The organism is Vibrio sp. 970 (genome assembly GCF_033339075.1).
In genome coordinates this window covers 389,203-414,646 of record NZ_JAWOTW010000001.1, presented here as the reverse complement: position 1 = coordinate 414,646, position 25,444 = coordinate 389,203, and the positions used below count along the sequence as shown (strand labels likewise).

General features: G+C 44.1%; 12 protein-coding genes. 5 read left to right on the top strand and 7 right to left on the bottom strand.

Going from position 1 to position 25,444, the window contains the following annotated elements:
• Nucleotides 1-6 precede the first annotated feature (6 nt).
• A complete protein-coding gene (locus tag R7Q11_RS01875) occupies nt 7-981 on the top strand; it encodes a peptidoglycan DD-metalloendopeptidase family protein (protein ID WP_167416132.1) in 975 nt (324 codons plus the stop codon).
• Nucleotides 982-1,316: 335 nt separating this feature from the next.
• Here R7Q11_RS01875 and R7Q11_RS01870 read toward each other — a convergent pair whose 3' ends face one another.
• Nucleotides 1,317-1,961 carry a CatB-related O-acetyltransferase gene (locus R7Q11_RS01870; RefSeq protein ID WP_017635780.1) on the bottom strand — a complete coding sequence of 215 codons (645 nt, stop codon included), beginning with the start codon at nt 1,959-1,961 and terminating at the stop codon, nt 1,317-1,319.
• Between the two features lie 94 nt (nt 1,962-2,055).
• On the bottom strand, nt 2,056-3,207 hold the full coding sequence (ampC, locus tag R7Q11_RS01865) for a class C beta-lactamase (RefSeq protein WP_225466136.1): 1,152 nt from the start codon (nt 3,205-3,207) through the stop codon (nt 2,056-2,058).
• Nucleotides 3,208-3,566: 359 nt separating this feature from the next.
• Between ampC and R7Q11_RS01860 the strand changes: the two genes are divergently transcribed.
• Nucleotides 3,567-4,970, top strand: coding sequence for a PLP-dependent aminotransferase family protein (locus tag R7Q11_RS01860; protein WP_054574689.1), 1,404 nt, complete (start codon nt 3,567-3,569; stop codon nt 4,968-4,970).
• Between the two features lie 514 nt (nt 4,971-5,484).
• On the opposite strand, the gene R7Q11_RS01855 is transcribed toward R7Q11_RS01860, so the two are convergent.
• From R7Q11_RS01855 to R7Q11_RS01840, 4 genes are all read right to left on the bottom strand, one after another.
• On the bottom strand, nt 5,485-14,922 hold the full coding sequence (locus tag R7Q11_RS01855; protein ID WP_405531477.1) for an Ig-like domain-containing protein: 9,438 nt from the start codon (nt 14,920-14,922) through the stop codon (nt 5,485-5,487).
• Between the two features lie 315 nt (nt 14,923-15,237).
• On the bottom strand, nt 15,238-15,852 hold the full coding sequence (locus R7Q11_RS01850) for a phage tail protein (protein ID WP_054576103.1): 615 nt from the start codon (nt 15,850-15,852) through the stop codon (nt 15,238-15,240).
• 146 nt (nt 15,853-15,998) lie between these two features.
• Nucleotides 15,999-16,961 carry a formyltransferase family protein gene (locus R7Q11_RS01845; protein ID WP_005373444.1) on the bottom strand — a complete coding sequence of 321 codons (963 nt, stop codon included), beginning with the start codon at nt 16,959-16,961 and terminating at the stop codon, nt 15,999-16,001.
• Nucleotides 16,954-18,279, bottom strand: a complete 1,326-nt coding sequence (locus R7Q11_RS01840) for a hypothetical protein (protein ID WP_225466134.1) — start codon at nt 18,277-18,279, stop codon at nt 16,954-16,956. Before R7Q11_RS01840 ends, R7Q11_RS01845 begins: the two co-directional genes overlap by 8 nt.
• Nucleotides 18,280-19,149: 870 nt before the next feature.
• Here R7Q11_RS01840 and R7Q11_RS01835 point away from each other — a divergent pair.
• Nucleotides 19,150-22,323 carry an AAA family ATPase gene (locus R7Q11_RS01835; RefSeq protein ID WP_005373448.1) on the top strand — a complete coding sequence of 1,058 codons (3,174 nt, stop codon included), beginning with the start codon at nt 19,150-19,152 and terminating at the stop codon, nt 22,321-22,323.
• 134 nt (nt 22,324-22,457) lie between these two features.
• Here the strand turns inward: R7Q11_RS01835 and R7Q11_RS01830 are convergent, their stop codons facing one another.
• Complete coding sequence (locus R7Q11_RS01830; protein ID WP_005373450.1) at nt 22,458-22,931, bottom strand: DUF1842 domain-containing protein; 474 nt, start codon at nt 22,929-22,931, stop codon at nt 22,458-22,460.
• A 283-nt stretch (nt 22,932-23,214) separates the two neighbouring features.
• Here R7Q11_RS01830 and R7Q11_RS01825 point away from each other — a divergent pair, with 283 nt between their 5' ends.
• Nucleotides 23,215-24,906, top strand: coding sequence for an FAD-binding oxidoreductase (locus tag R7Q11_RS01825; protein WP_005373452.1), 1,692 nt, complete (start codon nt 23,215-23,217; stop codon nt 24,904-24,906).
• 87 nt (nt 24,907-24,993) lie between these two features.
• The gene (locus R7Q11_RS01820) at nt 24,994-25,320 is read left to right on the top strand and encodes a hypothetical protein (RefSeq protein WP_005373454.1); all 327 of its coding nucleotides are present in this window, start codon (nt 24,994-24,996) and stop codon (nt 25,318-25,320) included.
• The last annotated feature ends 124 nt before the right edge of the window (nt 25,321-25,444 follow it).

Genomic DNA, 25,444 nt, shown 5'->3' with positions numbered 1-25,444 from the left:
AAACTAATGACTATTTTAATAATAAAAAGGAGTGTGCAAGCTCCTACCGTAGCCCTTATCACTACTGCGTTAATCATATTGATTAGCGTATCGCTTTCTCACTACTTCCTCACTCCTGTGGATAGGCTACCTACCATCAAGCCTTTAGAATTCGAAAGTGAGAATGTGCAGCCACCAATTAAAAAGAATACTCGTAGGCAAAAAATCACTATCGGTGTTGTTGAATACTCTTTTGTCGCTTCATTATTAAAATCAGGAGTGAGTCAAAAAGAGATCAACTTGCTATTAGCACTTATCAAAAGCAAGTTTAATATTATTGACTCTATTAAAAGAGGTGATAACTTTATCTTAAGAACTAAATTAAATAGTAAAAATGAAACTTACATTAGTTCTTTTTACTATTTAGGCAGTAAAACTGGTTTATTTATTATCAATGATGGTCACGGTAACGTATTTGATGAGCATGGTGTGTCGATAAATAATCAGTTCATGTTTTCTTCACCCTTTGATAAAAACTACAGAGTGAGCTCTGACTATGACTTAAAGCGAACACACCCAGTGACCAATATAACGACTCCGCACTTAGGCACTGATTATGCCACACCTGTAGGTACACCGATTCGTAGTATTGCTGATGGCATCGTTTTAAAGTCCCGCTACAACCGTTTTGCAGGCAACTACATTAATATCCGCCACACAAATGGCTCTGTATCACGCTACCTACACTTATCTCAGCGCAACGTCCATGTTGGTGAGAAGATCAGCCGAGGACAAGTGATAGGGAAAACGGGTAACACAGGAAGAACAACAGGGCCGCATTTACATCTTGAACTGCACATCAATGGTGTTCCGGTTGATTACGAACGATACATTCAAAGGCACCCAAACACTGACGTAAATATAGAAATGCTGATTGCAGCGAGAAAAGAAAAAGCAGAGTTAACAGCGGAATGGCAACGGTATGAGCAGTCAAATAGGTAACAACAGCCACTTCGATTCGCTCTTTCTTCATTTATCTGAAGCGAGTCCTCGTAACCCTCTGAGCGCTTCGTAGTCTGTCGCCACTAACCAATTTCATGATCAAAAAGAGCCGCTACATGCGGCTCTTTATAATTATAGTTTCCCGATATTCCATCGGTTTCCCCTTTACCAAACACGTTGTCCTCTTGTTCTTGAACGCAAGTGGTACGCGCCATTATCATATTCACATAAAAAATCAATAAAAGAATAAAATGATTACTCATTGTATTGGTTAGATATTTAATACAAAGAGGCCCAACAATGGCCTCTTTCTGATTTTTTAAATGGTGACGTTGTCATGATACTGAATGGTTTCTATCATATTCAGCGCTTGCCTTTCTCAGCCCTTCTAAATCGTCTGAACATAAAAATCTCTTCAGGCTGTCGATTTTCTTATCAGGCCAATCATATATCCTAAGAGCAAGCAGTTCGTCTATCGTCTCTCGAGAAAAGCGATATTTGACATGCTTAGCTGGTGAACCCGCAACCATGCTGTAAGGCTCAACATCTTTCGTCACCACACTGTTTGCCGCAACGATTGCTCCTTCTCCGATAGTCACACCCGGCATTATCATGGATCGCATACCGAGCCAGGCGCCATCGCCAATATGAGTATCTCCTTTCCCGACGTACGCTTCTTCAATAAAGTCCATAAATGGGTACAAGGAGAACCAATCAGCTCTATGTGTACTGTTTCCCCCCATAACAATCACAACTTCCGCTGCAATACAGACAAAATCACCTATATGTAACTTATCAATCTTCCATTTTGGTTCCCAATCTCGGCTGAACTCATCGCCTTGTAGATATCTTACAACAGACTCTTCAAAACCGGCGTCCCAACAATCACTGTAATAACTATGTTTACCTTTAATCGTTATATTTGGGTTCGTAACAACTTCATGTAGCAAAGTCACCTTAGACCAATGCTTAGTTTTCATGAATACTCCTATAAATACTATCGAATAAAACACTGCAGATAGTATGTATCTAAATAAGCTCTAATAATTACGTAGTGCCTATTACCACTAAAATTCACTTCACCACTGAGCTAATAATATGGTAAGCAGCCTCTACTCTTTCGGCATTAGGGTAGTTTTTATTCGCTAGAATCACTATGCCTATTTTTTCAGAGGGTACATACGCGACATATGCCCCAAAGCCACCTGTTGAGCCCGTTTTGTTATACCAAATGTCTCGACCGAGAGTACCGGATTCACTTGCTTGAACCGGTTTAGCGTTGAGAATTACGTCGCTGGAGTTACCTTTCAATAATTGTGAAAGTGAGACGGGATAATCATAACCTTCCCACCCTACTGCTTGCGTAAATGTATCGGTATTAAAATACTTAATGTGAGTTTGCTCTAGCGCATTCTCCATATCATTATTCAGTTGCGCTTGCCCCATATTTGCTTCGATATATTGAAGCATATCTGAGCTCGTTGATTTAATACCATAGGCTTGCGCATCAAGAATACCTGGATTAACTCTAACGGGGTTTCCCTCAGAACTATAACCAAAAGCATAGTTATTAAGCTTATCCTTTGGTACATCGACAAAGGTATTGGTCATACCGAGCTCAGGCAGGATGACGGTTTCCATCATTTCCGTATAGTCTGACTTCATACTCAAGGCACCGATGTAGCCAAATAGACCAATACTAGGGTTTGAGTACTTCCTCTTAGTACCGGCTTCGTACTCCGGTTTCCACGTTTTGTAGTACTGCATCATTTCAGCGTCGTTCGTTACTTCGCTAGGAAATTGCAATGGTAGACCACCCGCAGTGTAGGTGGCGACATGAACTAGCTTGGTATTACCCAGAGCACTATTCTCTAATTCTGGAATATAATCTTTGACCTTGTCATCTATGTCTAGCTTACCTTTTTCTTGGGCATACCCAGTCAAAGTAGCGGCAAAAGTTTTACTGATAGAACCGAGTTCAAAAATTGTGTCGTTGGTGACTAAACTCCCCTTACTTTCGTCAGCAAAACCGTAATTGTAAAAATAACGCTTGCCATCAATCGTTACTGCAACAGCCAACCCCGGAATGTCGTATTCGTTTATTAATCCTTTAGCGCAATCATCAACTACGCTCTTTAATTGACTGCTAACCGTTAACTCCGTTTTCGCAAACGTGACGAAAGAAGTGAGCGATAAAATGGCCAGCAAGGCATTGTTTAACTTCATTGAACCCTCAATTTTTTAATTTTAACTTATAATTAATTTCTAGTTTATTCCAAGGCTTTTAACTTTTTATATAAAAGTAATCCTGACTTGAAGAACTCCAATCGTTAACCCTCGATGAATAACACTGTGTCTTCAAATTTTTAGTGCGATATAAACAGGTCTAAACCTGATCACCGTTGATAGGTAGGCCGGTTAGATACGAATGTAAGTAACATCCGTTTCCAAAATGGGGAAATAGTGTACTCATTACGCTTTCTCCATATCACGATAACGGTATACTAGGTAGATATACTTGGTATATACAGATCCACATCCTCACAACGCTTTAGAACCACTTTTCAACGTCTACAGAGAAAACGATGCCATTTTCACTACACTTCGAAACTGGAAAAGTCACCAGCCAACAGCTTTATTCCGAGATATACCAAGGGATATTAGAAGGCAGATTACGATCAAATGAGAGATTACCGTCAACCCGCATGCTGTCGAAAAAGTTAGGCATAGCAAGAAACACTGTCATTTCGGTGTATGAGCGACTTCAGTTCGAGGGGTGGATAGTAAAAAAGGCAGGGTCTGGCACGTACGTAAGTAATGCTCTAGAACAAACGGTGAATCAAGATAAGAGACCAATAAAACACTACCAACTAGGGGTGTTTGGCACTAACGCAGCGAAGAAGCCAGAGATCATCGCACCAAAGAATCTAGACTATGACTTCACTTTAGGCGTTCCTGATCATCAGAGAATAGCAAAGCATATTTGGCGACACTCAAGACTGAGTAGGCTCAATGCATTAACTCCAGAGTTTGCACATGGCGGTGATTTGCAAGGGTTAGCTTGTTTACGAGAGTCTATCTGCGAGTATGTGAGACACTCGAGAGGCGTAATCTGTGACCCTGAAGACATCATCATTACTCAAGGGTGCCAGCAGGCAATAATGACGACTCTCCTTACATTACTCTCTCCCGGGGATCTCGTGTCGACGGAAGATCCAGGATATCCTGTTTTTCGAAATCAAGCTCGATTACTTGGCGCGCAAATAGGCTCCGTGCCGATGGACGACCAAGGTGTTGTCGTTGAATCAATCCCTTCTAATGCCAAAATTATTTATACAACGCCTAGTCATCAGTTCCCTTTAGGCTTTAGCTACTCAGCTGACAGGAAGTTAGAACTGCTGAGATGGGCAGAAGTTAATAACGCAATCATTATCGAAGATGATTATGATTCGGAATATCACTATCTCAATACCAGTAAGAAAGCTCTCAAGTCACAAGACAAAAATGACTGCGTCGTTATGATAGGCAGTTTCTCTAAAATACTATTTCCCGGCATACGCATTGGCTATATGATTCCGCCAAAGTCTTTAATAGAGCCAATTTCAAATATGTTATGGCACTTGGGAAGAAGTACATCTGTAGTGTCTCAAATCCTACTTGACGAATTCATGCGTGACGGTCATTTCTCTCACCATTTACTCAATATGAATAAAATCTACAGCGAAAGGTATAATAAGCTAACTCAATTAATTGACAACATAGATTGCTTACAACGTATTCCAAGCCAAGGTGGATTGCATATAGCAGCTGAAGTATCGGGATGCGCGACACAAATGATGAATAAATTTGCTTCATCAAATGTAGCGGTTTACCCATCATCGCATTTTTCTATCAACAATCATTCTAATGCCCTCTTATTTGGATTTGGCATTATTCCTACCCAAAAAATAGAAAAAGCATTTGATATTATTCAATCAATATTGGATTAAAACAGATATAAAATTATCGTTTTGCTCGGTATCAATTTATCGTCGCAGTTATCAGCATCAGGGCGACAGCCAGCGTGGAACGCTTTTCAACCCAATAAGGGTTCAATACGAACTGTGTCGCTCTGACACGCTTGGTTTGGCTTCAGCCCCAACACTATATTTCTTCGACTGTAAACGTACTAGGTTCAAAGTAAAGCGACGTATCACGCTGACATTTGCAGCACTACCAACAACCCTATTGCGTAAATCATCTTCTTTTAAGTTAAGTTCACATCGAGCATTCAATGAACCTTATTTTTCTAATATCGAACCGTAAGTTCTGTTTAACACTCTATCAAAACACTATCTTTCGCTAGATGTTAAAGAAGAAAAGACTTCAAGGTAATTAAGGATTTGTTATAGACTATTGACCTACATAATAAAGAGCACAATCACGACATTAATCTCCAGTGATTTACCATACCGCTTCATGAGCAATTGGGATATAAATTATCGAAAAATACCAAACCATAAGTTAATACGCTGCTAACGGCTCAAAAAAATAACGAAGTTGTAGCGCAATTATATCAACATCATTTTCATGTAAAAAATAACGAGCGCCTTGGACACCGATCTCCCAATTATCTGAGAGGTTGTAGCCAACTTCTGCACCAATATATCCATCAAAACCATCCACTTCCGTCGTTATCTTGCTGCCTTGATACGTACTTTCAATATCGGTTTCCCAGAACAAGCCCCCCAAACTCAGTTTTGCGGACCATGAATTGTATTGCCAGAACTTATAACCGATGTCGAAGCCCATGCCCTTAACAAGGAGTGGTGCTATCGATGCGACATTGGCGTGATAGTCTTCTGGTGAAGTAGTAGCACTACGCAATGTAGCACTACCTTCACCCATATCAATATAACGAATAGTTCCAGACCATTGCTCAGAAAAAGTATATCCAAACCCGACAGAGCGATAGAGCCCGGTGTTGTCAGTAGAGATTACGTTATCACCTTTAACAGCATCACGCTCATCTGCATGGCTTGACCCCATTTGAACATCAACATACCAACCCGCTTGACTACTAAAACTAAACACAGCAATTAGTGCTAAAGCACTGTTTCTTCCATAACGTTGCATGGCTCCTAACAAAATCAAAAGCATCAACACTATGCCACCCAATGATCCTGCTGAAGTATTTTCAACCTTTACATCTCTTACCAACTTAACGGTCACTATAACTTTCCCCGCGTCTTGCAGGCCTTGGCTATCCTGAATGATATATGTCAACACATCATTGCCTTCAAACCCTGAGGTAGGGGTATAGGTCACGCTCTGATCTGCATTCATGACCGACTGCCCATACTGCGCTTGGACTGAAACCAACTTCAATGTGTCGTTATCCGGATCGGTATCGTTAGCAAGGACATAAACCGTGACAGGGGTACGATCATCGGTGGTAATATTATCGTCCACCGCATTCGGATTCTGACTGTTTACCACATTTACCGTCACCTTCGCCGATCCCGTTCCACCATTACCATCCGTTACGCTATAAGTGATCAAAGCCTCCCCGTAGTACTGTGGTTGAGTGACATAACTTAGTTTGTTATCAACCACACTAACACTACCAATATCTACAGAAGCGCGACTTACCTTCAGCCCATCACCATCAGCATCGGTATCATTGCTCAATACATCGATCGTCACCGTACCATTGAGACTAACAAACGCATTGTCGTCAATCGCTTGAGGGAGTGTATTATTGCTTACACGAGCGGCAACGACGCCAGGGTCAACGACACTGCCATTAGCCAATCCGTCATCATCGTTCGGGCCACCGTCTTCAATGGTAAGTTGTACACACCAGTCACCTTCAGTCAGACCCTGTGACCATGAACTGTGCCCTGGTGACGGACAATAACCAGCCTCGCCAGCACTAGAAGAAACTGTGTTTTGAGCATCCTCAATAAAGTCTACCCACCCCTGTTCAGCATTATACTTTCGGTACACTGCATTTGCTGGAACAGGTAAACGCTGAGGCATAACTAATTGATAGCTTTGACCGGGAAGCGGCAAATTAGTTACTACAAAATCAAAGATTCCCCCTATGCTCTTCATATTGATATCTTTAGGAAGCTCCTCATCCAGCAATAAAGCTCCTCCTGTTGTGTTAGTCAGAATGGTTATTCCTTTGCGTAAACAGACACCAGGCTGCCCCTCAATGAGGAAGCGATCTTTTTCTGACACAACCTGTTGAATTACGTTACAGTCAGAAATTGCATCAAGATAATCAGGGATACCATCACCATCACTATCATTATGACCTTCTTGATCATCCGGGATTAAGTCGCCATCACTGTCTTCACTCCCGAGCTCCGCCAATGTTTGTACCACTTCTAAATAGACATTCCGTGTCACTGATAATGGTGGAGTGCCATTGTCAGTAACTGTCAATTGCAAATTGTAAATCGCTGAACTCAGTAATTGCGGAGAGAAAGTCAATGTTTCGCTGTACATCTGCCCCGCAATCGCTTGGTTAAGTACATCGCTATCACTACTCCATCTGAAACTGTGTATATCGGACATATTTGCATCACTAACACTGCTCGTGATTGTGACCGGTTCAACACCATTTTCAATTTGGCTCCGCTGCTCCCCCGCCTGAGATACACTTACCGTGACCTTCGGAGCCACATTCTCTTCAAAGATTGTCAAGGTGTAACGACGCTTACTACCTAGATTAAGGGTGCTGTCCAGATCAATCACTAAGGTTTCAACGCCTTCATTTTGTCCATCATTAAGTAGTTCGAACGAAAGTTTGCCTTCGGTACCACTAGGTATCACCACTTCACCAGAGGTGAGCGTGTGGTCATCACTGTCCGCGCTTCCTGAAACCGAATAAGGTATGATTACTGGGTAGCTCGGCGAAGGACCGTTAAGGTGTATCGATACGCTATGGTTGGTGCCTTCCGTGGTTTGCGCATCTTTGGAGATACTTATCAGTGGATACACTGTTACCGTTTGACTAGCCTCAGCGACGTTTCCATCAGAGTCTTGAGTGCGCCAATAGACCGTATTAGTTCCAGGTCGGAAAAAGGTCGTGCTGTCGACCAATGAAACAGGTAATAGCTTGCCTGTACTATCTCGTGCCACAGCAGAGCCTAATGCAACTTTAGTAAAGAGCGAAGTTGCGTTCACTTCGATATCTGAAGGTGCGACTATTGTTGGTGCGTCCAATTGCGCACTTTTAATTGTCACGATTGCTTTCGCGGTGGCCTTTCCACCGTTACCATCTTTCACACTGTATTGCACTGCCACTGTACCAATTGAGGTCGTTACCAATTGGATTTGACTGCCCACAATCGTTGCCGTTCCAGATGTAGGTTTAACCCATTCCAGTTGTAATGTATCTAGATCAACATCGCTGTCGTTGCTGAGTACATCCAATAAGTAGCTACCATCGTTACTCTCGGTAAAGACATAGGTATCATTAACCGCCACTGGCTCATCATTAACGTTGATTACCGTGATGCTAAACGCTGCTAAAGATGTGCTTAGCTCACCGTCTGAGACACTAATAACAATATTATTGGTGCTGCCAACATGCTCATTTTCCGGCGTACCACTTAGCAACCCAGTTGCTCTATCAAAGGTTGCCCATGATGGTTTATTGCGGATTGAAAAGCTCAAGCTACTACTATCAACATCCGATGCCTGCAGCGCAAAGCGGTACGTATTGCCTTCGTTGACGGTAAGAGCAGGAGTGCCACTGATCACTGGCGCGTCATTGACATTGTTAACCACAATACTGAATCTATTGAGCATTGTGGTCGTGAGACCATCAGAAACCGAGATAACAATGCCCTGATATTTGCCAACATCACCATTATCTGGTGTACCACTAAGCGTGCCTGTTGATGCATCAAAGCTAGCCCAAGATGGCTTGTTCACGATACTGAAGGTGAAGGCTTGGCTGTCAACATCTGACACTTGTGGCGTGAACAGATAGGTGCTGTCTTCATTCACTTGTGTTGCTGGTGAACCAGAGATAACGGGTGCATCGTTAACGTTATTCACAGTAATCGAAAACGCTGACAATGAGGAAGAAATAGTGCCATCGGATACGCTAATCACGATACCTGGATAAGTCCCCACATAACGGTTACTTGGCGTGCCAGAAAGCGCTCCTGTTGTCTTGTCAAATGTAGCCCAAGGTGGCTTGTTAGCTATCAAGTAGGTCAGAGTATCCGCTGGGTCATTGTCCAATGCCGCGGGCACAAACTGATACACACTATCTTCATCAACTTGCGCCGATGGGGTACCCGTAATCACTGGCGCGTCATTAACGTTATTCACCGTGATGGTCACTAACGCCACTCCAGAGGTAAGTTCTCCGTCACTTACGCTGTAAGTGAAACTGTCCTGACCAAAGAAGTTACTGTTACCCGTATAAACCGCGTGATTGCCTGTGACGGTAACATTACCGTTGACTGGCGATTTTACAATTTGATAGCTCAAAGATGAGCCTTCTGCATCGTTACCATTTAAAGTAATGGTCAGCGGTATTTCTTCCTCTCCCGTAGCACTGATATCGGTCGCGGTTGGTGTATCGTTGACTGCATTAACCGTCAAATCGACACGAACCTCTGTCGAGTCGAGATCACCGTCGTTGACCTTGAACAAGAAGAAGTCGGAGCCATTGAAGTCCGCTTCTGGTGTATAGCGCCAACTATTATTGGTCAACTGCTCTAGCACGCCATGACTGACTTGCTCAGTGATAAGATACTGCAGAGTGTCATCATCGTTATCAATATCTGAACCAACCAGCGTGATCACCAAACTATTGTCTTCATCAAGCGTTTGTGACTGTGCTTGCGCCATTGGTGCGTCGTTGACTGGTGTTACTGTCATGGTCACTGTTGCGGCGTTAGATACAGCACCTGCTAAGTCTGCCACCGTATAGGTGAAGCTATCTTCACCGAAGTAGTTCTCATTGGGGTTGTAAACAATCGCTCCTGACGCCGTCACGTTCACACTGCCATGTGCTGGCGTATCGACGACTGTGACACTAGTGAGTTCAAAACTGTCTCCAACATCGGCATCACTATCATTGCCTAATACATTGACCTCGAAGGAGCCTCCCTCTAGTAGTTGTGCACTGTTATCAACAGCAACGGGGGCATCATTCACTGGCGTAATATTGAGCGTGACGGTTGCAGGCACTGAGACTGCTTGGCCACTATCGGTTAGCATGTAGGTAAAGCTATGTTGACCATTAACGTTCGCTGTAGGCACAATCTTTAAGGTCCCATCGACATTGACACTGACCATGGCAAAACTGTATACCCCCTCTCCTTGACCAAGATCTTGTAGGGTAATACTACTCGGGGTAAATGACCCATCTTCAATATCACTGTCGTTACTTAAAATATCGAGTGTCGATGTGACATCTTCATCAAAAGTAAAACTGTCTTCCTCCGCTACTGGTGAGTCATTGACGGAACCGATATTGACGCTGACCGTGGCCGCAAGAGAAACGCCGCCTTCACTGTCTGCGATCGTGTAAGTAAAGCTATCGCTACCATTTTCATTCGGATTCGGCGTATATACAAAAGTGCCTACAGTTTGATCAATGGCTACTTGTCCTTTTTGAGGCAAACTAACTAACGATAAATCACCCGTTGGGATGCCATCTTCAACATCCTCCGCTTGACTACGCGCGCTGACTGCTGCGCTTGCGGTATCTTCGTCGGTGTTGATGGTCAGCGCTTTAGCGACTGGCGCATCATTTATAGCCATGATAGTGACGGTCACTGTCGCCTCTTGCGACTCCTGCAGCAGGGCATCTTTCACGGTATAGGTAAAGCTATCTGTGCCTGTCTCATTATTATTTGGCGTATAGGTAACAACGCCGTTGTTGATCGACACCTGACCTTTAATTGGTTGCGTTTTAATCGTTGTAGAAGAAGCGACCATGTCATCATTAACATCGGAATCGTTGGCTAACAGATTAAATTGTTTCGCCGTATCTTCCTCAGTCGAGAAGCTATCATCAACTACCGTTGGCGCGACATCGTAGCGTTTGGTCACAGTATCCGTCACTGCATCAGATGCGTTGCCTGCGGCATCGGTTACCACCACGCTTACTGTCAACGTCCCCTCTTGCAAAATAGTGACGTCAATGTCCGTTACTTGCATGGTCTCCGAAGAAATTGTTTGACTAGCGCCGTCAATGGTCGTGGTACCGTCGGTCACGCTATAAGTGAACATCGCGTTCACTTCAGCTGCTGCGAAGGTAAAGCTCATCGCCTGTTCGTTGGTTTTGTTAATGCTCTCCTGATCAATGCTGATGCTATGTCCAGTCGGGATCCCCGTATCCACTGAGATCAACAACTGAGTCGCTACTGTATTGAGGTTGCCAGCTGCGTCGCTAAATTTCTCGGCTGCAACATCAATAGTTGCATCCTCAGTGCTTTCTTCTGCAGGTGTAAAGGTGGCCGTGTAACTGGCGCTACTGCCCGCAAAGTTAGAAAGAGTTCCTCCAGCCACGGTCACATCGGCTTCGGAAAAATCAGTTGCGGCTTCACTCAAGGTAAACGTGAGTGTTGCCGTTTCACCCGCTTTCAACGCAGCGCTGGAGCTAGTGATACTAACGGTTGGAAGCACAGTATCGACGCTGATGGAAAGTGGTGTAGCTGCACTATTGGTGTTACCAGAGGCATCGGTAAATGTGCCTGTGGCAACTTCAATAGTACCGCTCGTCGCACTCTCTTCCGTTGGTGTAAAGGTCGCAGTGTAGCTGCTACCACTGCCAGCAAAACCAGACAAAGTACCGCCACTAACCGTGATATCCGCCTCGGTAAAATCGCTCGACGCTTCACTTAAGGTAAAGGTAATGGTCGCCGTTTCGTCCGCTTTCAGCGCCAATTTATCACTGGAGATAGTCACACTCGGCACTAAACTATCAACGGTTATAGACAGTTGAGGCGCAGCAGTGTTGCTATTCCCGGCAGCATCGGTAAAGAAATCTGCCGCCACGTTAATCGTCGCTGTACTTGTACTGTCTCTATCCGGCGTAAAGGTGGCCGTGTAATTGTCACCGCTGCCCGCAAAGTTAGACAAACTGCCGCCAGTGACGGTGACATCTGACTCAGTAAAGTCACTTGAGGACTCACTTAAGGTGAACGTGATACTCGCCGTTTCGCCAGAGATCAAATCAAGGTCTGAGCTGCTCAAAGAAACAGTTGGCCTCACGTTATCTAACGTAATTGTTGTGCTATCTATACTGGAGGTGTTGCCCGCCGCATCGCTCTGGCTCGCCGCGACCGTCAGGGTGCCGTTGTTAAACGCACTTACATCAAACTCACTGCCAATAGTCGTCCAAGCCCCGGTATTGTCGGCCGTCACCGTACGACTGACTGAGTTGTTATTGTCCGTGATGGTCACGGTCACACTATTGCCAGCCTCCGCGCCGGAGCCAGCAATCAGCACATCATTGTCTTCTGCCGCATTGACGATACCGTCGATTGCAATCGGCGTGGAAATGGTAACAGCGGATGGCGCTGCGTTATCTAGGGTTACGCTCTGGGTGGCTACGGTGGAGATATTACCTGCTATATCAGCTTGGGTTGCAGACACAGTCAGGGTGCCATTGCTCAAGCCACTGATATCCAGCTCGCTGCCGCTCAACGTCCAGTTGCCTGAGTTGTCGGTCGTCACCGTACGACTGACAGAGCTGTTATTGTCCGTGATAGTCACGGTCACGCTGTTGCCTGCTTCCGCGCCGGAGCCAGCAATCAACACATCGTTATCTTCTACTGCATTGACAATACCATCGGTTTCAATCGGTGTAGTGATGGTCACAGCTGATGGTGCGGCGTTATCTAAGGTAATGCTCTGGGTGGTCACTCTGGAGGTATTACCCGCCGTATCCGATTGCGTCACAGCAACTATGAGTGTGCCGTTGTTCAGGCCACTGACATCAAGCTCACTGCCGCTCAACGTCCAGTTGCCTGAGTTGTCGGCCGTCACCGTACGGCTGACAGAGCTGTTATTGTCCGTGATAGTCACGGTCACGCTATTGCCTGCTTCCGCACTGAAGCCAGCGATCAGTACGTCGTTGTCTTCTGCCGCATTGACGATCCCATCAGTTTCAATCGGCGTATTGATGATTACAGCAGATGGGTCTGCATTATCCAGAGTAATACTCTGGGTGGCTGCGGTAGAAGTATTACCTGCTATATCTGCTTGGGCTGCAGACACAGTCAGGGTGCCGTTGTTAAACGCACTTACATCAAGCTCACTGCCGCTCAACGTCCAGTTGCCTGAGTTATCGGCCGTCACCGTACGACTGACAGAACTGTTATTGTCCGTGATAGTCACGGTCACGCTGTTGCCTACTTCCGCGCCGGAGCCAGCAATCAGTACGTCGTTGTCTTCTGCCGCATTGACAATACCATCGGTTTCAATCGGCGTGGTGATGGTCACTGCTGATGGGGCTGCATTGTCTAGGGTAACACTCTGGCTAGCTGCGGTGGAGATATTACCTGCTATATCTGCTTGGGTTGCAGACACCGTCAGGGTGCCATTGTTCAGGCCACTGACATCCAGCTCGCTGCCGCTCAGCGTCCAGTTGCCTGAGTTGTCGGCCGTCACCGTACGACTGACAGAGCTGTTATTGTCTGTGATAGTCACGGTCACGCTGTTGCCTGCTTCCGCGCCGGAGCCAGCGATCAACACATCGTTGTCTTCTGCAGCGTTGACGATACTGTCAGCCTCAATCGGCGTGGTAATGCTCACTACGGATGGTGCTATTGTATCAATGGTGACACTTAACGCGTTGGATGCCGAGCTAACATTATCATCGCTATCAGACGCTTTAGCACTTATTGCATGTGTAATACCAGACGCCAACTCATTGGTTGTTATCTGCCAGTTTCCTCCAGTAGCAGTGCCTGTGCCAATAACCGTTGCACCTCCACCGACTTGATCACTGTATAAAGTAACGATCGATCCACTCTCAGAAGTCCCACTAAACGTTGGTGTAGTGTCACTGGTAATATTATCAGTATTTAATGACCCGGTATCCGAACTAGCATCTAAATCGGGTGTAGATGGCGCATTTGGCGTAGTATCGACTGTCGTAAAGTTAAATGTGGCATCATCGCTGATCCCAGCGAAGCTATTATTTGCGCTGTCAGCCACGGCACTGGATTCAATATGAATGGCGTAGGTCCGGTTCCCTGCCAGATCACTGGTTGGGTTTAAGTAAACTTTATTGTTGGTAACACTGATGCGACCAGCGCCTGGTGATGTTGTTTTGCCATCGCTTTCGGTGGCAACATTAAATACTTCAAAGTCGCGACTGTCGGTAACATTACGAATGGTAATATTGCCGCTCTTCAGCTCAATATTTTCATCGAAGGCAATCTCGATGTTGTTGCTAACAGAAACATTGGTTGCATCATCAGTGGGGGTTGAGCTCGCACTGACAAAAGTAGGCGCGGTAGAGTCTGAAACCGCAGCTTCATCAATCTTGATACTTCTGATAAGATAACGAGAGTCAGCACCCGGACTTCGGGTAAACGCCATAGTCACTGTATCAACGTCCTGCCATGCCGAATCATTAAAATCTGTACCACGGGTCAGGGTAAACAAGTCCTGTAACCCTGAGTTTGCTTCACCACCTTTTGGCAAGGTGACAGTTTCGGTCACTGTTTGAGTATCATTAGAGAAGCCAGTTAACACAAGTTGATACGTTTTATCTGAGTCTCGCGCCGACCCCTGCATAAAGGTAATTTCGTCGAAACTGAAGTTAGTACTTGATTTCTCAAAAAAGCGGAAGCCACGATTGTTGAACTCATTAATCATGGTATTTGAGTAAAGAACACCAGCTACAAATCCGAGGTCATTTAGGCCAGTAAACGGAGTGCTATCAGTGCTATTGCCGGCATCTAATACCATAGACACAGCACCTGCATTGGTAAGAGTGACCGAGGGCATACCCCCAGTGACGCCGGTCTCCACCTCACTAAAACTGGAACCTGAACCATTAGAGTAGTTAATCGTTTGCTGTGCAGCCCAGGCTTCACCGGAAAAAAACGCTGAGGACACCCATGCTGTTGTAATTGCGATCGCTACCTGACGACGTAATCTCATTTTCCTCTCCTGAAGATGACGGCCTTATCAACATAGCCGGGTTATCATAATCAACTTAAATGTTTAATTTTTTTATAGGAAAGGATTAGCGATAGTTTCAGCCAATTCTTTCTTGGTTGATTAGCTGCGTGGTGGGTATACTCCCGCAGTGGCAATTAACCAATTAATCGGCAATACCGGGCTCAAAATATTAAGTGGCATTGAACCGCCTGTTTCAGTCACAGCTACAGTACCTCCGCCCGAGCCACCACCAGACACACTTAAGCCTTCGATCTCGGTCAAATCTGGTTGCTGAAACGTCGGTTTATAGAACCCGGGGGTAGAGTTTTGCGCTATATACGAATTACTATCGGGTACCTGTGTATTTGCAGCATTGGTAGCAACCTTCATCCTGCCTGTTACAGGTGCAGAAGTGCCAAGAGGGGTAAAAATTGCCGTATGTAAGTGTGCTGGCATTTGAGTTATATCAATAGTTACCAGTTCAGTACCCAATCTTTCTCCCTGATGATAATCCATCCCCCCAGGTCGTGTGCCTACACCAACTGGACTGCGGCCACGCAAATCAGGTAAACCAAAGGTAGTTCGGGCGTCACCTCCGTATAGAGTGCTAACTAGAGAGAAGAGCGCTGGATTATCTTCAATTGCCTGCATTTGCCCCGAGCACATTGCCCAATTTCTAATTGCAAAATTGCCACCAAATGCGGTTAGTGTCCCAAGATACGGTTCTGTAGCCATACTGTTCTTCCTTTCAACGTATACACTTAAGTTAAAACCAGCCCATAACGAAATTGGTGTGGTTGGTTAAAACTTTCCAATCTCGCATTACTAAATACCGTTACGGGCTTCATCACTGCCGCAAAGAGCCGTATTGAGATATTTATTTACTCACAAGCAGAAGCGTGCTGGAGCAATGACATCCCAGCATCTAGCCCAGCCATTTGCGCATAGCGATAACCCGAAAACACGCCTTGCGGTGTAGCAATAACATCTATTGATATGGCGCTATCTAACGTTTTCACTTGTAACCCATGTTGTGGGCTGATCTCGAGAATTCTCCCCGCCTCAACACCGACTAAAGAAGTCTCCATTGCGCTTGCTTGCAAAACATTGGCGACACCACTTGGCAAGCTCAACATCGCACCACCGAAGTCATGATTGCCTGCTCGCACTAAGTTGACGATTTCGCGACTCGTTTGCACGTTCCAACGAAGGTGCAGATCATGTTGGTTTACTGCTCGTGCCACTTCGTTGGGGTTTGATACTTGTTCACGCCAAACCAGCCCTTGCTTTTGTTGCGCGATGAGGAAGTCATACATCAGCTTAGCCGTCATTTGTGACGCTTTTTGCTGAGCACTGGTTAAGGTCTCAAACGGGTGAAATGGTACCTCTAACTCCATTCCTATAGCGCCGGAATCAGCCGATGCCTCAAGACGATGCAGGGTGAGGCTAAAGGTGTCTAAACCCTCTCTTAATTGCCAATAGAGAGGCATCGGGCCTCGATACTCGGGCAGCTTTCCCGGATGAATGTTGTACAAGTTTCCGTTGAAAAACTGACACAGCGAGGAATGAACTATGTGCCTGAACAAATAGATAACGCCATCCGTGACTCGCCAAACATCGAGTTGCGCTATCAAAGCACTGCTGTCATTGGCGGTATACTGAGCAATATGAATCGATTGAGCGCTCAGATAGCTCTGTAGCTGCTGTAAGTCAGGATTTAGTTCTCCTTCCGGTACTACCACGCCCGCCAATTTATGCTGTTGTGCCAACAACTGAATGATGGGCAAGGCGTAACAACTTCCTGTAAAAACGACGTATTTTTGCTGCATATCGAAATCATCCATGGGTGGCGACAAAACCTGGCAATCCGGTTAACTGATAATAGAAACTGACCTTATCCCCTCCCTTCGCTTCAAAGTAATGGTGTTCAACAGCTTTGGGCTTGGCATCCACATAAAAAGTCATGTCGGGTTTAGGATGGGTAATACCAGAGTCGTATTGTCCGACCACCGCATCTCCGTAAGTATCGATATGGCTGTAAATGGCGAGGATACGTTTTGCCATATCTGGCACATCTTTCGGCAGCTCAATGGTGTTGCCTTGCAGCATTTTTATTCCACCATCTAGCTCAAAAATCTCGCTTCTGAGCAACATGGCTTTATTGACGTTAAGAATTTCTCCCAGATCAATTCGATCATCGATCGCTTCCGGCTGGCAATGGTTGGAATGTGCATACTCTGCTTTTTCCCATTGTTGATTAAATTCCGTCTCCCCGATGACCATCATGGCGCGCACAGATACCTGATTGGGGATCATTTCGCCTTGAATATGTAAATATTGAACCAAATGTTTCGCGATGCTGAGGAACCCTTCCCGACTAAAGCCATGCTGCATCGCTTCAAGTATCAGGAGATCAAACGTTTGAGTTGGCGAAAATTGGGTAGCATCTTCTTCCACTAAGGCTTCAATGTAGTCTGCGATATCGAGATCCGCGATCAATTGATTGAGTGCTTTAATGGCTCCGGGGTGAATATCTACTAGTGTCACCTGAAGCTGCTCTGCGCTAATTCGATCACTTTGTTTGTAGTGAGCAAGTAAAGGCAGCAGCAATGGTGCAAAGGGGCCGCAAGCTGGATAAAGCACTTTAACCTGTGACTTGTTGGCAAGCATATGTTGGATAGCTTTGTTTATACCACACGCAAAGCCTTTAATTCGGTACACATCTTTGATGGTGTGTTTACAGTTAAGTGGGGACATCACCAGCCCAGACGTGGAAATGTACTGTCGGGTCAGTTCCTCTTGAGTGAGTTTAGCCAGAGAAAGAGATTGGCAAGCGTTGCCATACATGCTCTGAAAGGCTTGCACCAGTGTTCGGTGCTCAACTTTCGTCTCCTTCAATACGAGCTCAACTTTCGTCTCCTTCAATACGAGCTCAACTGCCGCAGCGAAACTCTCTTTCAGTTGTCGTCGGCGTTCAGCCGTGCTGAGTTGGGTTTGGAGCATAGCCTCAAGTTGAGTCCGTAATGAGTACTTAAGCAGCTCATCCATTTCGGGTTCAGCAAAACCAAACTGTTGAGTTTGTTGCTGCACTTCTTCAACACCGATCGTCTCACGAGATTGAGGACGTTGCTGGTAGAATTCTATAGGTGAGCCCTTTTGCATAATTCATGAACCTCAATTGCCGCTTTAGCAGTAGTGAATGATGTAAACAAGCCTGTACTTGAGAAAAACATACGCCATAAGCTCGGCGTTATAATATCTGAGCTCACGGATCTAATTTCATAAACCGTACTGACAAAATTGGGCAGAAAAATTGAGATAAAAACAGTTCCAATCCTGTAAATTCAGAGAGTAGTAAATAGTTAGGGTAATAGGCCTTTCGATATGATTCTTCTAAGGCAAGCGCTTGCCAATCCCCTCGATGACAAGATCGTTTGACATATGGCAGCCACGCAGTCTCCTTAATAGAGGTAAGCGCGGCACTCAAGTGTGGTGTAATATGAGAGCCATTTAACAGGCAGAAAAAGCCAATATCCATTGTATAAAGCCAACTATTTATAATATTGAAATTAAAATAATTTTGTCGGCAGTTATTTTGAAATTGCCGATATTTGATTTATAGACTAGAAAAAATTAGTTAGCCAGAATAGAGATCAAAAAAAACACTAAAAATAAGATTGTCAATTTATATCTCTAAAATTAAAGGATTTAATTTTTAAAGCTTAATGCCGTCCAATATAAGTTTAAGGTGTGCAATCTTTTAAAAGATATAAGTTTAAAGATATTTCAAAAAACTTATTAAGAAAAACATGAACTCACAAAAATAAATATCAAAATTATTAATAAAAAAACACCACTAATATAACAATGAATTAAGGTGGTTTGAAGATTAAAATGCCCATTTCATTTTCGTATATAACATTTTAACTACTAGTATTATATATGTGGTGAAATAAGATAAATTTATTCACTCAACATATCCAATCGATTCAGGTTTACTGGGAAAAGCTATACGTTACAACGGAGTGAAATATGGCAAATAGGGATGGAAGAATTCAACTCAACGTATTACGACTCAAAGAACTGAGAAAGAAATTAGGACTGAGCCAAGAAAAACTGGCGGAAGAATGCTTTCAACAGGGTTTTGTCGTATCTATTGCTTCTATAAAGCGAGCAGAGTCTGGGGCGAATGTGCTGTATCGTACCGCATCCAATCTCGCGGAATACTTTTCTGTCCCCGTAGAGGACCTTTTAATAGATCGGGCCTCAGAACCATTATTTACAAATGTATCTTCATCACCACCATATTTTTTTATTTTTGCAATCGAAGCAAAGTGTGATTTGACCGCAAAGGCTCTGCAAACCTTACTTCTCAGCCAAAACACTACACCCATAATACAAAACCGAACGTTTGTTCTTACTTGGTCTTTACAGGAATCGGACGAATATATTTTTGAGCGAATTCGACAACTAGCCCTTCAATTAAAGGTTGCTCTTTCGGCTTCGATTCGGTCTTTTATCAATGTGAAATACATGCATCGAATCACTGAGCTATCGGAACATCCGAATGCGATAACCCCAATCAATGAAATCCTAGTTAAAATCCCTTGGGGAGAAATAGCTGCTTGTCCTTGCTTTATCTCGTCCAATTGTGCCAGACCAATAAAACCTTTTCTAACAGGAGAGCCAGACTTCAACAACTGGCATTTTGTATCCTTACACCAAAACCATACTGACTGTTTCGTAGGGCGTAAACTTGAACTAGAAACATTGAATAGCGGAATCAAGCGATGGCAAAAACAAGAAGCAGGCCAAACGTATTGTATTACTGGTACCGCAGGGATAGGAAAGACCAGCCTACTCAACCAGGTCATTTCGTCTTTGAGTCGTTCTTCGTGTTTAACCACAGAGATTCAAATCCTGAATCATGGCAGTGCTGATCTCTTGTCCCCTCAAAATATATTCACTCGGGCAATTTGTTCATTTACTCGTGAAGATACCGATGATTCTATTCGTCAGCAGACTGTCGAGTCATCAATTCCCTCTTCTTTCCATCTCTGCCTTTATTGGTTAATGGGGGTAACACTCAACGAATCAGAAAAACAGCTGCTGAACTTAATGGAGTTCCAAACGCTGAAACAAACGATAGAGCAATCTATCCCTTTCTTAATTCAACAACGGCAGAGCAGCAAACCGCATTTGATTATTGTTGAAGATGTCCATTGGGCCGACGAGGTAATGTTGGCATTTCTTGAGACACTGCTACCTTATATTACAAACACCAATATTTTACTCTTTCTGACGTTTAGGCAGCAAAAACGACTTAGTTCCAAACAATCTTGGTTTGCCAACGTGAATCTAATCGAACTTAGGGAGTTATCATCTGAAGAGTCTTACGAGTTAGCTTGCTCAATCACATGCCAACAGAATAAACATATCAATGACTGTATAAAGCTTGCGAAAGGCCATCCTCTATACTTACGCCAAACACTACTTTGTTCTCAGTTTGATAAAGACGTTCCGGAGTCATTGGAACATTTAGTTTCGATACAATTAGCTCAACTTCCAGCCCAAGATCGCCAAGCACTCTGTACTGCATCTGTGTTGGGGCAGTACTTTCAACTGGAGCAACTGCGTGAAATCACTCGAATTCCCGGCTACGTACCAGATAAGTTAGTCGACGCTGGCTTAGTAAAACTCAATGGCGATCAATACCTTTTCCATCATGATTTGATTTGTAATGCTGTTTTCCGTCAAATAGACAAGTCACAGTGTTCAAAAATACACATGGCCTGCGCAAAATGGTATGAGAACCGAGATCGGTTCTTATATGCAGTCCATATCAATCATGCCAAGGGCGAAGGTGTATTTACTGTTCTTGACCAGACCGCCAAACATTACCTGAGCAATTATCAATTTGAAAAAGCACTGACTCTTATTGAATACGCTATTAAAGAGTCACCTAAAGCACAGATGGCGTATGCACTAAATATGAAAGGAAACTGCCTGTATTCGATGGGACGCATCAAAGAGAGTATTGAGGTTCTTGAGCAAGCGATTCATCACACAGAAAATGATTCTGAACGTGTTCAATACTATTTAGACCTCATTAACCCCTACCGTTTAACCGACAACTTTGTACAAGCGATGTCGATTTTAGACCAAGCCCAAGCCCTGTGCGAAAAGCTGACGTTAAATAAATCTTTGTGTGAAATTCACTCGATGAGAGGTAATATGCTGTTCCCCACTGGGCAGCTAGACGAATGTGAGAAAGAACATTTACTTGCATTAGATTACAGTCAACGAGCAAACTGTTTTCGCGCGAAAGCAAAATCGCTTGGCGGCCTCGGTGATTGTGCCTACGCACAAGGAAAAATGGCTCGCTCATACGAGCACTTAACCGAGTGTTTGCAACTGTGTGAAGAGCATCAGTTGCTTTCGATTGAAACTGCCAATCGCTACATGCTGGCAACAGTGATGATCTATCAACTGCAATCTGACGAAGCACTAAAACAGGCTCAGCATGCCTCGAATCTTGCCTATCTCACGGCAAACCGCCGAGCAGAAATTGTTTCTAGGCTTACGGCTGCATGGATCTTTCTCGACCGTAATGTCTTGGTGCAAGCTGAAAACGAAATCTCGACCGCTCTACAACTTTCAAAACAGCTTAATGCTCATCGATTTGTCGCTTTTCTTTTGGAGTCCAGTGCAAGATTGCACTGGTATCAGGGAAAAGAGGAGAAAGCCCTTTCGGACATCGACACGGCTCTAGATCTTGTTCATATCAATAAGCTACACAATTTTATTGGTCCTTGGCTCGTATCTACCAAGGCACTTATTTGTGGCGATGAATCAACGGCCCTCTCCGCTTTGCGCACTGGTGAGGCTTGGCTAGAATCTACCTGTGTTGGTCATAACTATTTACGCTTTTACCAACAAGGAATCCAAGTAGCGTGGCAGTATAAGCAGCCTACGCTACTTCGAAAATATCGCGATAAGCTGTCTAACTTCACCCAAGAAGATCCGCATCCATGGGGTGATTTTTATATTGAACAAGCGAATCTGATGCTTGCCTTACTCGACCAGTCCAGCTCCGTCTCTGAGTTGTTAAACTTCAATCAGGCCGCGCGTAAGCATCAACTGAATCAGGCTCAAATAAGTGTTGATGAGCTCGACCATTGGCTCTCCACATCTACTCAACCATGAAATATTCAATAAACGAAGAAAGTCGATTAATTGCACCGTCAAGTCATCGTGTTTACTCGATTTACCTCGTCAAACACAGATATTCGAAACCATCGAATATCTGTGTTTTGGCACAGTGTCATCGCTGATGAGATTTATGCTGGCGCAAGATCATTTTGCTCCACCTTAAAGTTCTCGATGCTAGGAACATGCTCAGGCAAAAGTAGAGTAACGCGTTGATTTGCTGCTTCAATCCATTTACCTGAACTATTTTTATATCGATAGAATGCCACGCCTGATTTCCAATCATCATTAAGTAGGAGGTTGAGCGTTACGTTATGAAGATCAGCTCCTAAAGGAGCAATGCCTAGATAAGGCTGGTAGCCCTGCAACGTCACCATGATATGACAATCACGCATCGTGCATTGATAGTTGAAACTACCATTGAGATCAGACACCACATTTAACGGTGGGTTAACGGCCTGAAAGATATGTCCTTTACCCACTATTGATTTGTCTTCGCTGGCCACGAGTAGATTAACATCGAAGCTCACTCCTCCAGGTAAGCCGTTACCAATTTGATAATGAGCAGTAAAAATTGCTTGTGATTCTTTTGAGTCCATTTTCATTGTGTTCTCCAACTGAATTTATTGTCGTTAGTGACCCATTCAATGTAGATAACACGTCATTCTGGTTCAGTATCAATTTAGGCTCAGATCTACTTGACTACATAAATTATCCACGGTCACGCAGATGCCGATCGTTCTTTTCATCAACCAGATATTGTTGCTCTCTCGCTGATGCTTTTGGCGATTTGTACAGAACAACTGATACCAAACTGATATGGTGAATTTATGCATTTGGTTTAATATTTGAACAACTATTCAATACATAAGCCAAATGGAAAAAATAATGGAACATGAATGGATGCAGGGAACTAAAGAAAACCAAGTGGTAGAACAGCACCCTAACCCTCAAATACAACGCCTCGCTGTACTTAGCGCGTACTCAATCTCAGTCAATAATGCCAAACTGTTTATTCAGAAAATGGATAAGTGCGGTTTTCCTAAAGAACGATTACTGACACCTCTTGAAAACACGGTTTCACCGGTTCCCGGTTTGAACCAATATCAAGTCGAGTCACTCATCTTCAATACTCGCTATCAACACCAACCCTTTGTCATTGTCATGTGCGAAAGTACGCAAGAAGTTCAGCAAGCCTATCTAACAGCAACTCAATTCAATCTCCCGATTCGTGTTCGCTCAGGAGGGCATGATCACGCAGGTGAATGCAGTGGTGACAACGTCATTTTGATTGACGTGAGCAGAATTAAGACCTTCCAATTGTGTGACAATATTGCCACCATTGGTGCTGGCTATCGCTTCTATCAACTGACACCAAAACTTGCAGAGCATGATCGAATGATTGCACATGGAACCTGTGCCACAGTTGGGTTGACTGGCTATATTCAAGGCGGAGGATGGGGCCCTTGGACGCGAAAATACGGCATGTGTTGTGAGCACCTAGTGAGTGCAACCGTGGTATTGGGTGATGGTACGATCACAGAAGTCTCAGCAGAGTCCAACCCTCACCTATTTTGGGCACTAAGAGGCGGCGGAGGCATGAGCTATGGCATTGTTACCGAGCTACGCGTAAAAACATTCCCTTTACCCAAAGAGATCCACCGCTTCGAGCTTCAGTGGAACCTCTATCCAAAAATCAACGGTATGCTTCAGCCAATACCAACGCACCCTACCATAGATGTGCTAAAAAATTGGGAGCAGGCTATAAAAAGCCTCGATACGCCTAAACTTCTTGGCACCAACTTGCAAATTGATGCTCTGCCTGAATCATCTAACCACTGTGATATTGAAACCATCAGCCATCACTGCACCATGTATGGCTACTGGGAAGGAACAGAACAAGATCTTCACCAATTTATAGCCGTTCAATTTGGCGCTTGCTTCCCTGATTTAGTTCAAGTCTATGAAGCACATGGCACTGACTTTGACGGGAAGAAATACGATCACTCCCTGATGAGCACATGGGGGCGCGATTCTTTGTGTCAAAACGGTTCTCCTTTCCCTCCCGATTATGACGCCCCAGCACCTCACAAAATCACTTCGCGATTGGTGTCAGAGCGAGGTCTTAAACCAGAAGGCTATACTGCACTTTTGCAAAGCTTAACTTCACCTTTGATAAAGCCAGAAAACCGCGATCAAGGGCTATTTAGTTACGTAACCTTAGGGGCGATCACTGGCGGTTTTTATCATCACTCAGACGACCTTGAAGACATATCTTTCCCCTACCGCCAGTGTCAATATACAGTCCAATACCAAACCTGGTGGAATGAAGAGATAAAGCAAAAACTAGAACTACAAAATAACCCAGTACTTGTTGATGTAAACAGAGCCATGGACTGGATTGATAAAGCCAGAGAAGCTGATATACCGGGAACCTATGGTGCCTTCATCAGCTTTAAAGATCCGGCAATTCCGACAAGCGTTTATTTTGATCGAAGCTACCGCGACTTAATCGGTATAAAAGAAAAATACGCTAAGGATAAGTTTAATCACCTTAGAACTAATAAGACCATCATTTAACATCAATATGCATCTTAAAAAGCATATATTAACAGAACGTCATTTGGCCGTTCTATCACGTATAGAAATTAAAAAAGAGGAAAAATTATGACAACTAAGGGTTCATTTTACGTTAAAAATAACTCCAACGATAAAATCACCGGATATGTGAGATTTAAAGACTCTCCGGAAATGGAGGTTCATTTCGACTTGAATATTGGCGAACAATCTGAATCTGCTAGTTTTGAATCCGGTGCCGCTACCCATGACTCCTGGTATTACAGTTTCAAAAAGGCAGGTAAAACCTATACTGGGGACAAGTCCTGTGCATACTATGCAAAAGATGAAAATAAAGGCCCCGTCGTTGTAGAAATCTTTAATGATAATTTAAAAATATCTCCACCACTTAGCGGTTCTTGTGAGAAAACTTTATAGCTGCTCACCTGATTCATCACTTCGCCCGAGACAGTTGCACAACTTCTCGGGCAGTTTCACTTCTCAGCATTTAAATTGCAAATTACCTTCATTTTCAATCATATTCTAAATATTGTAATTTTTA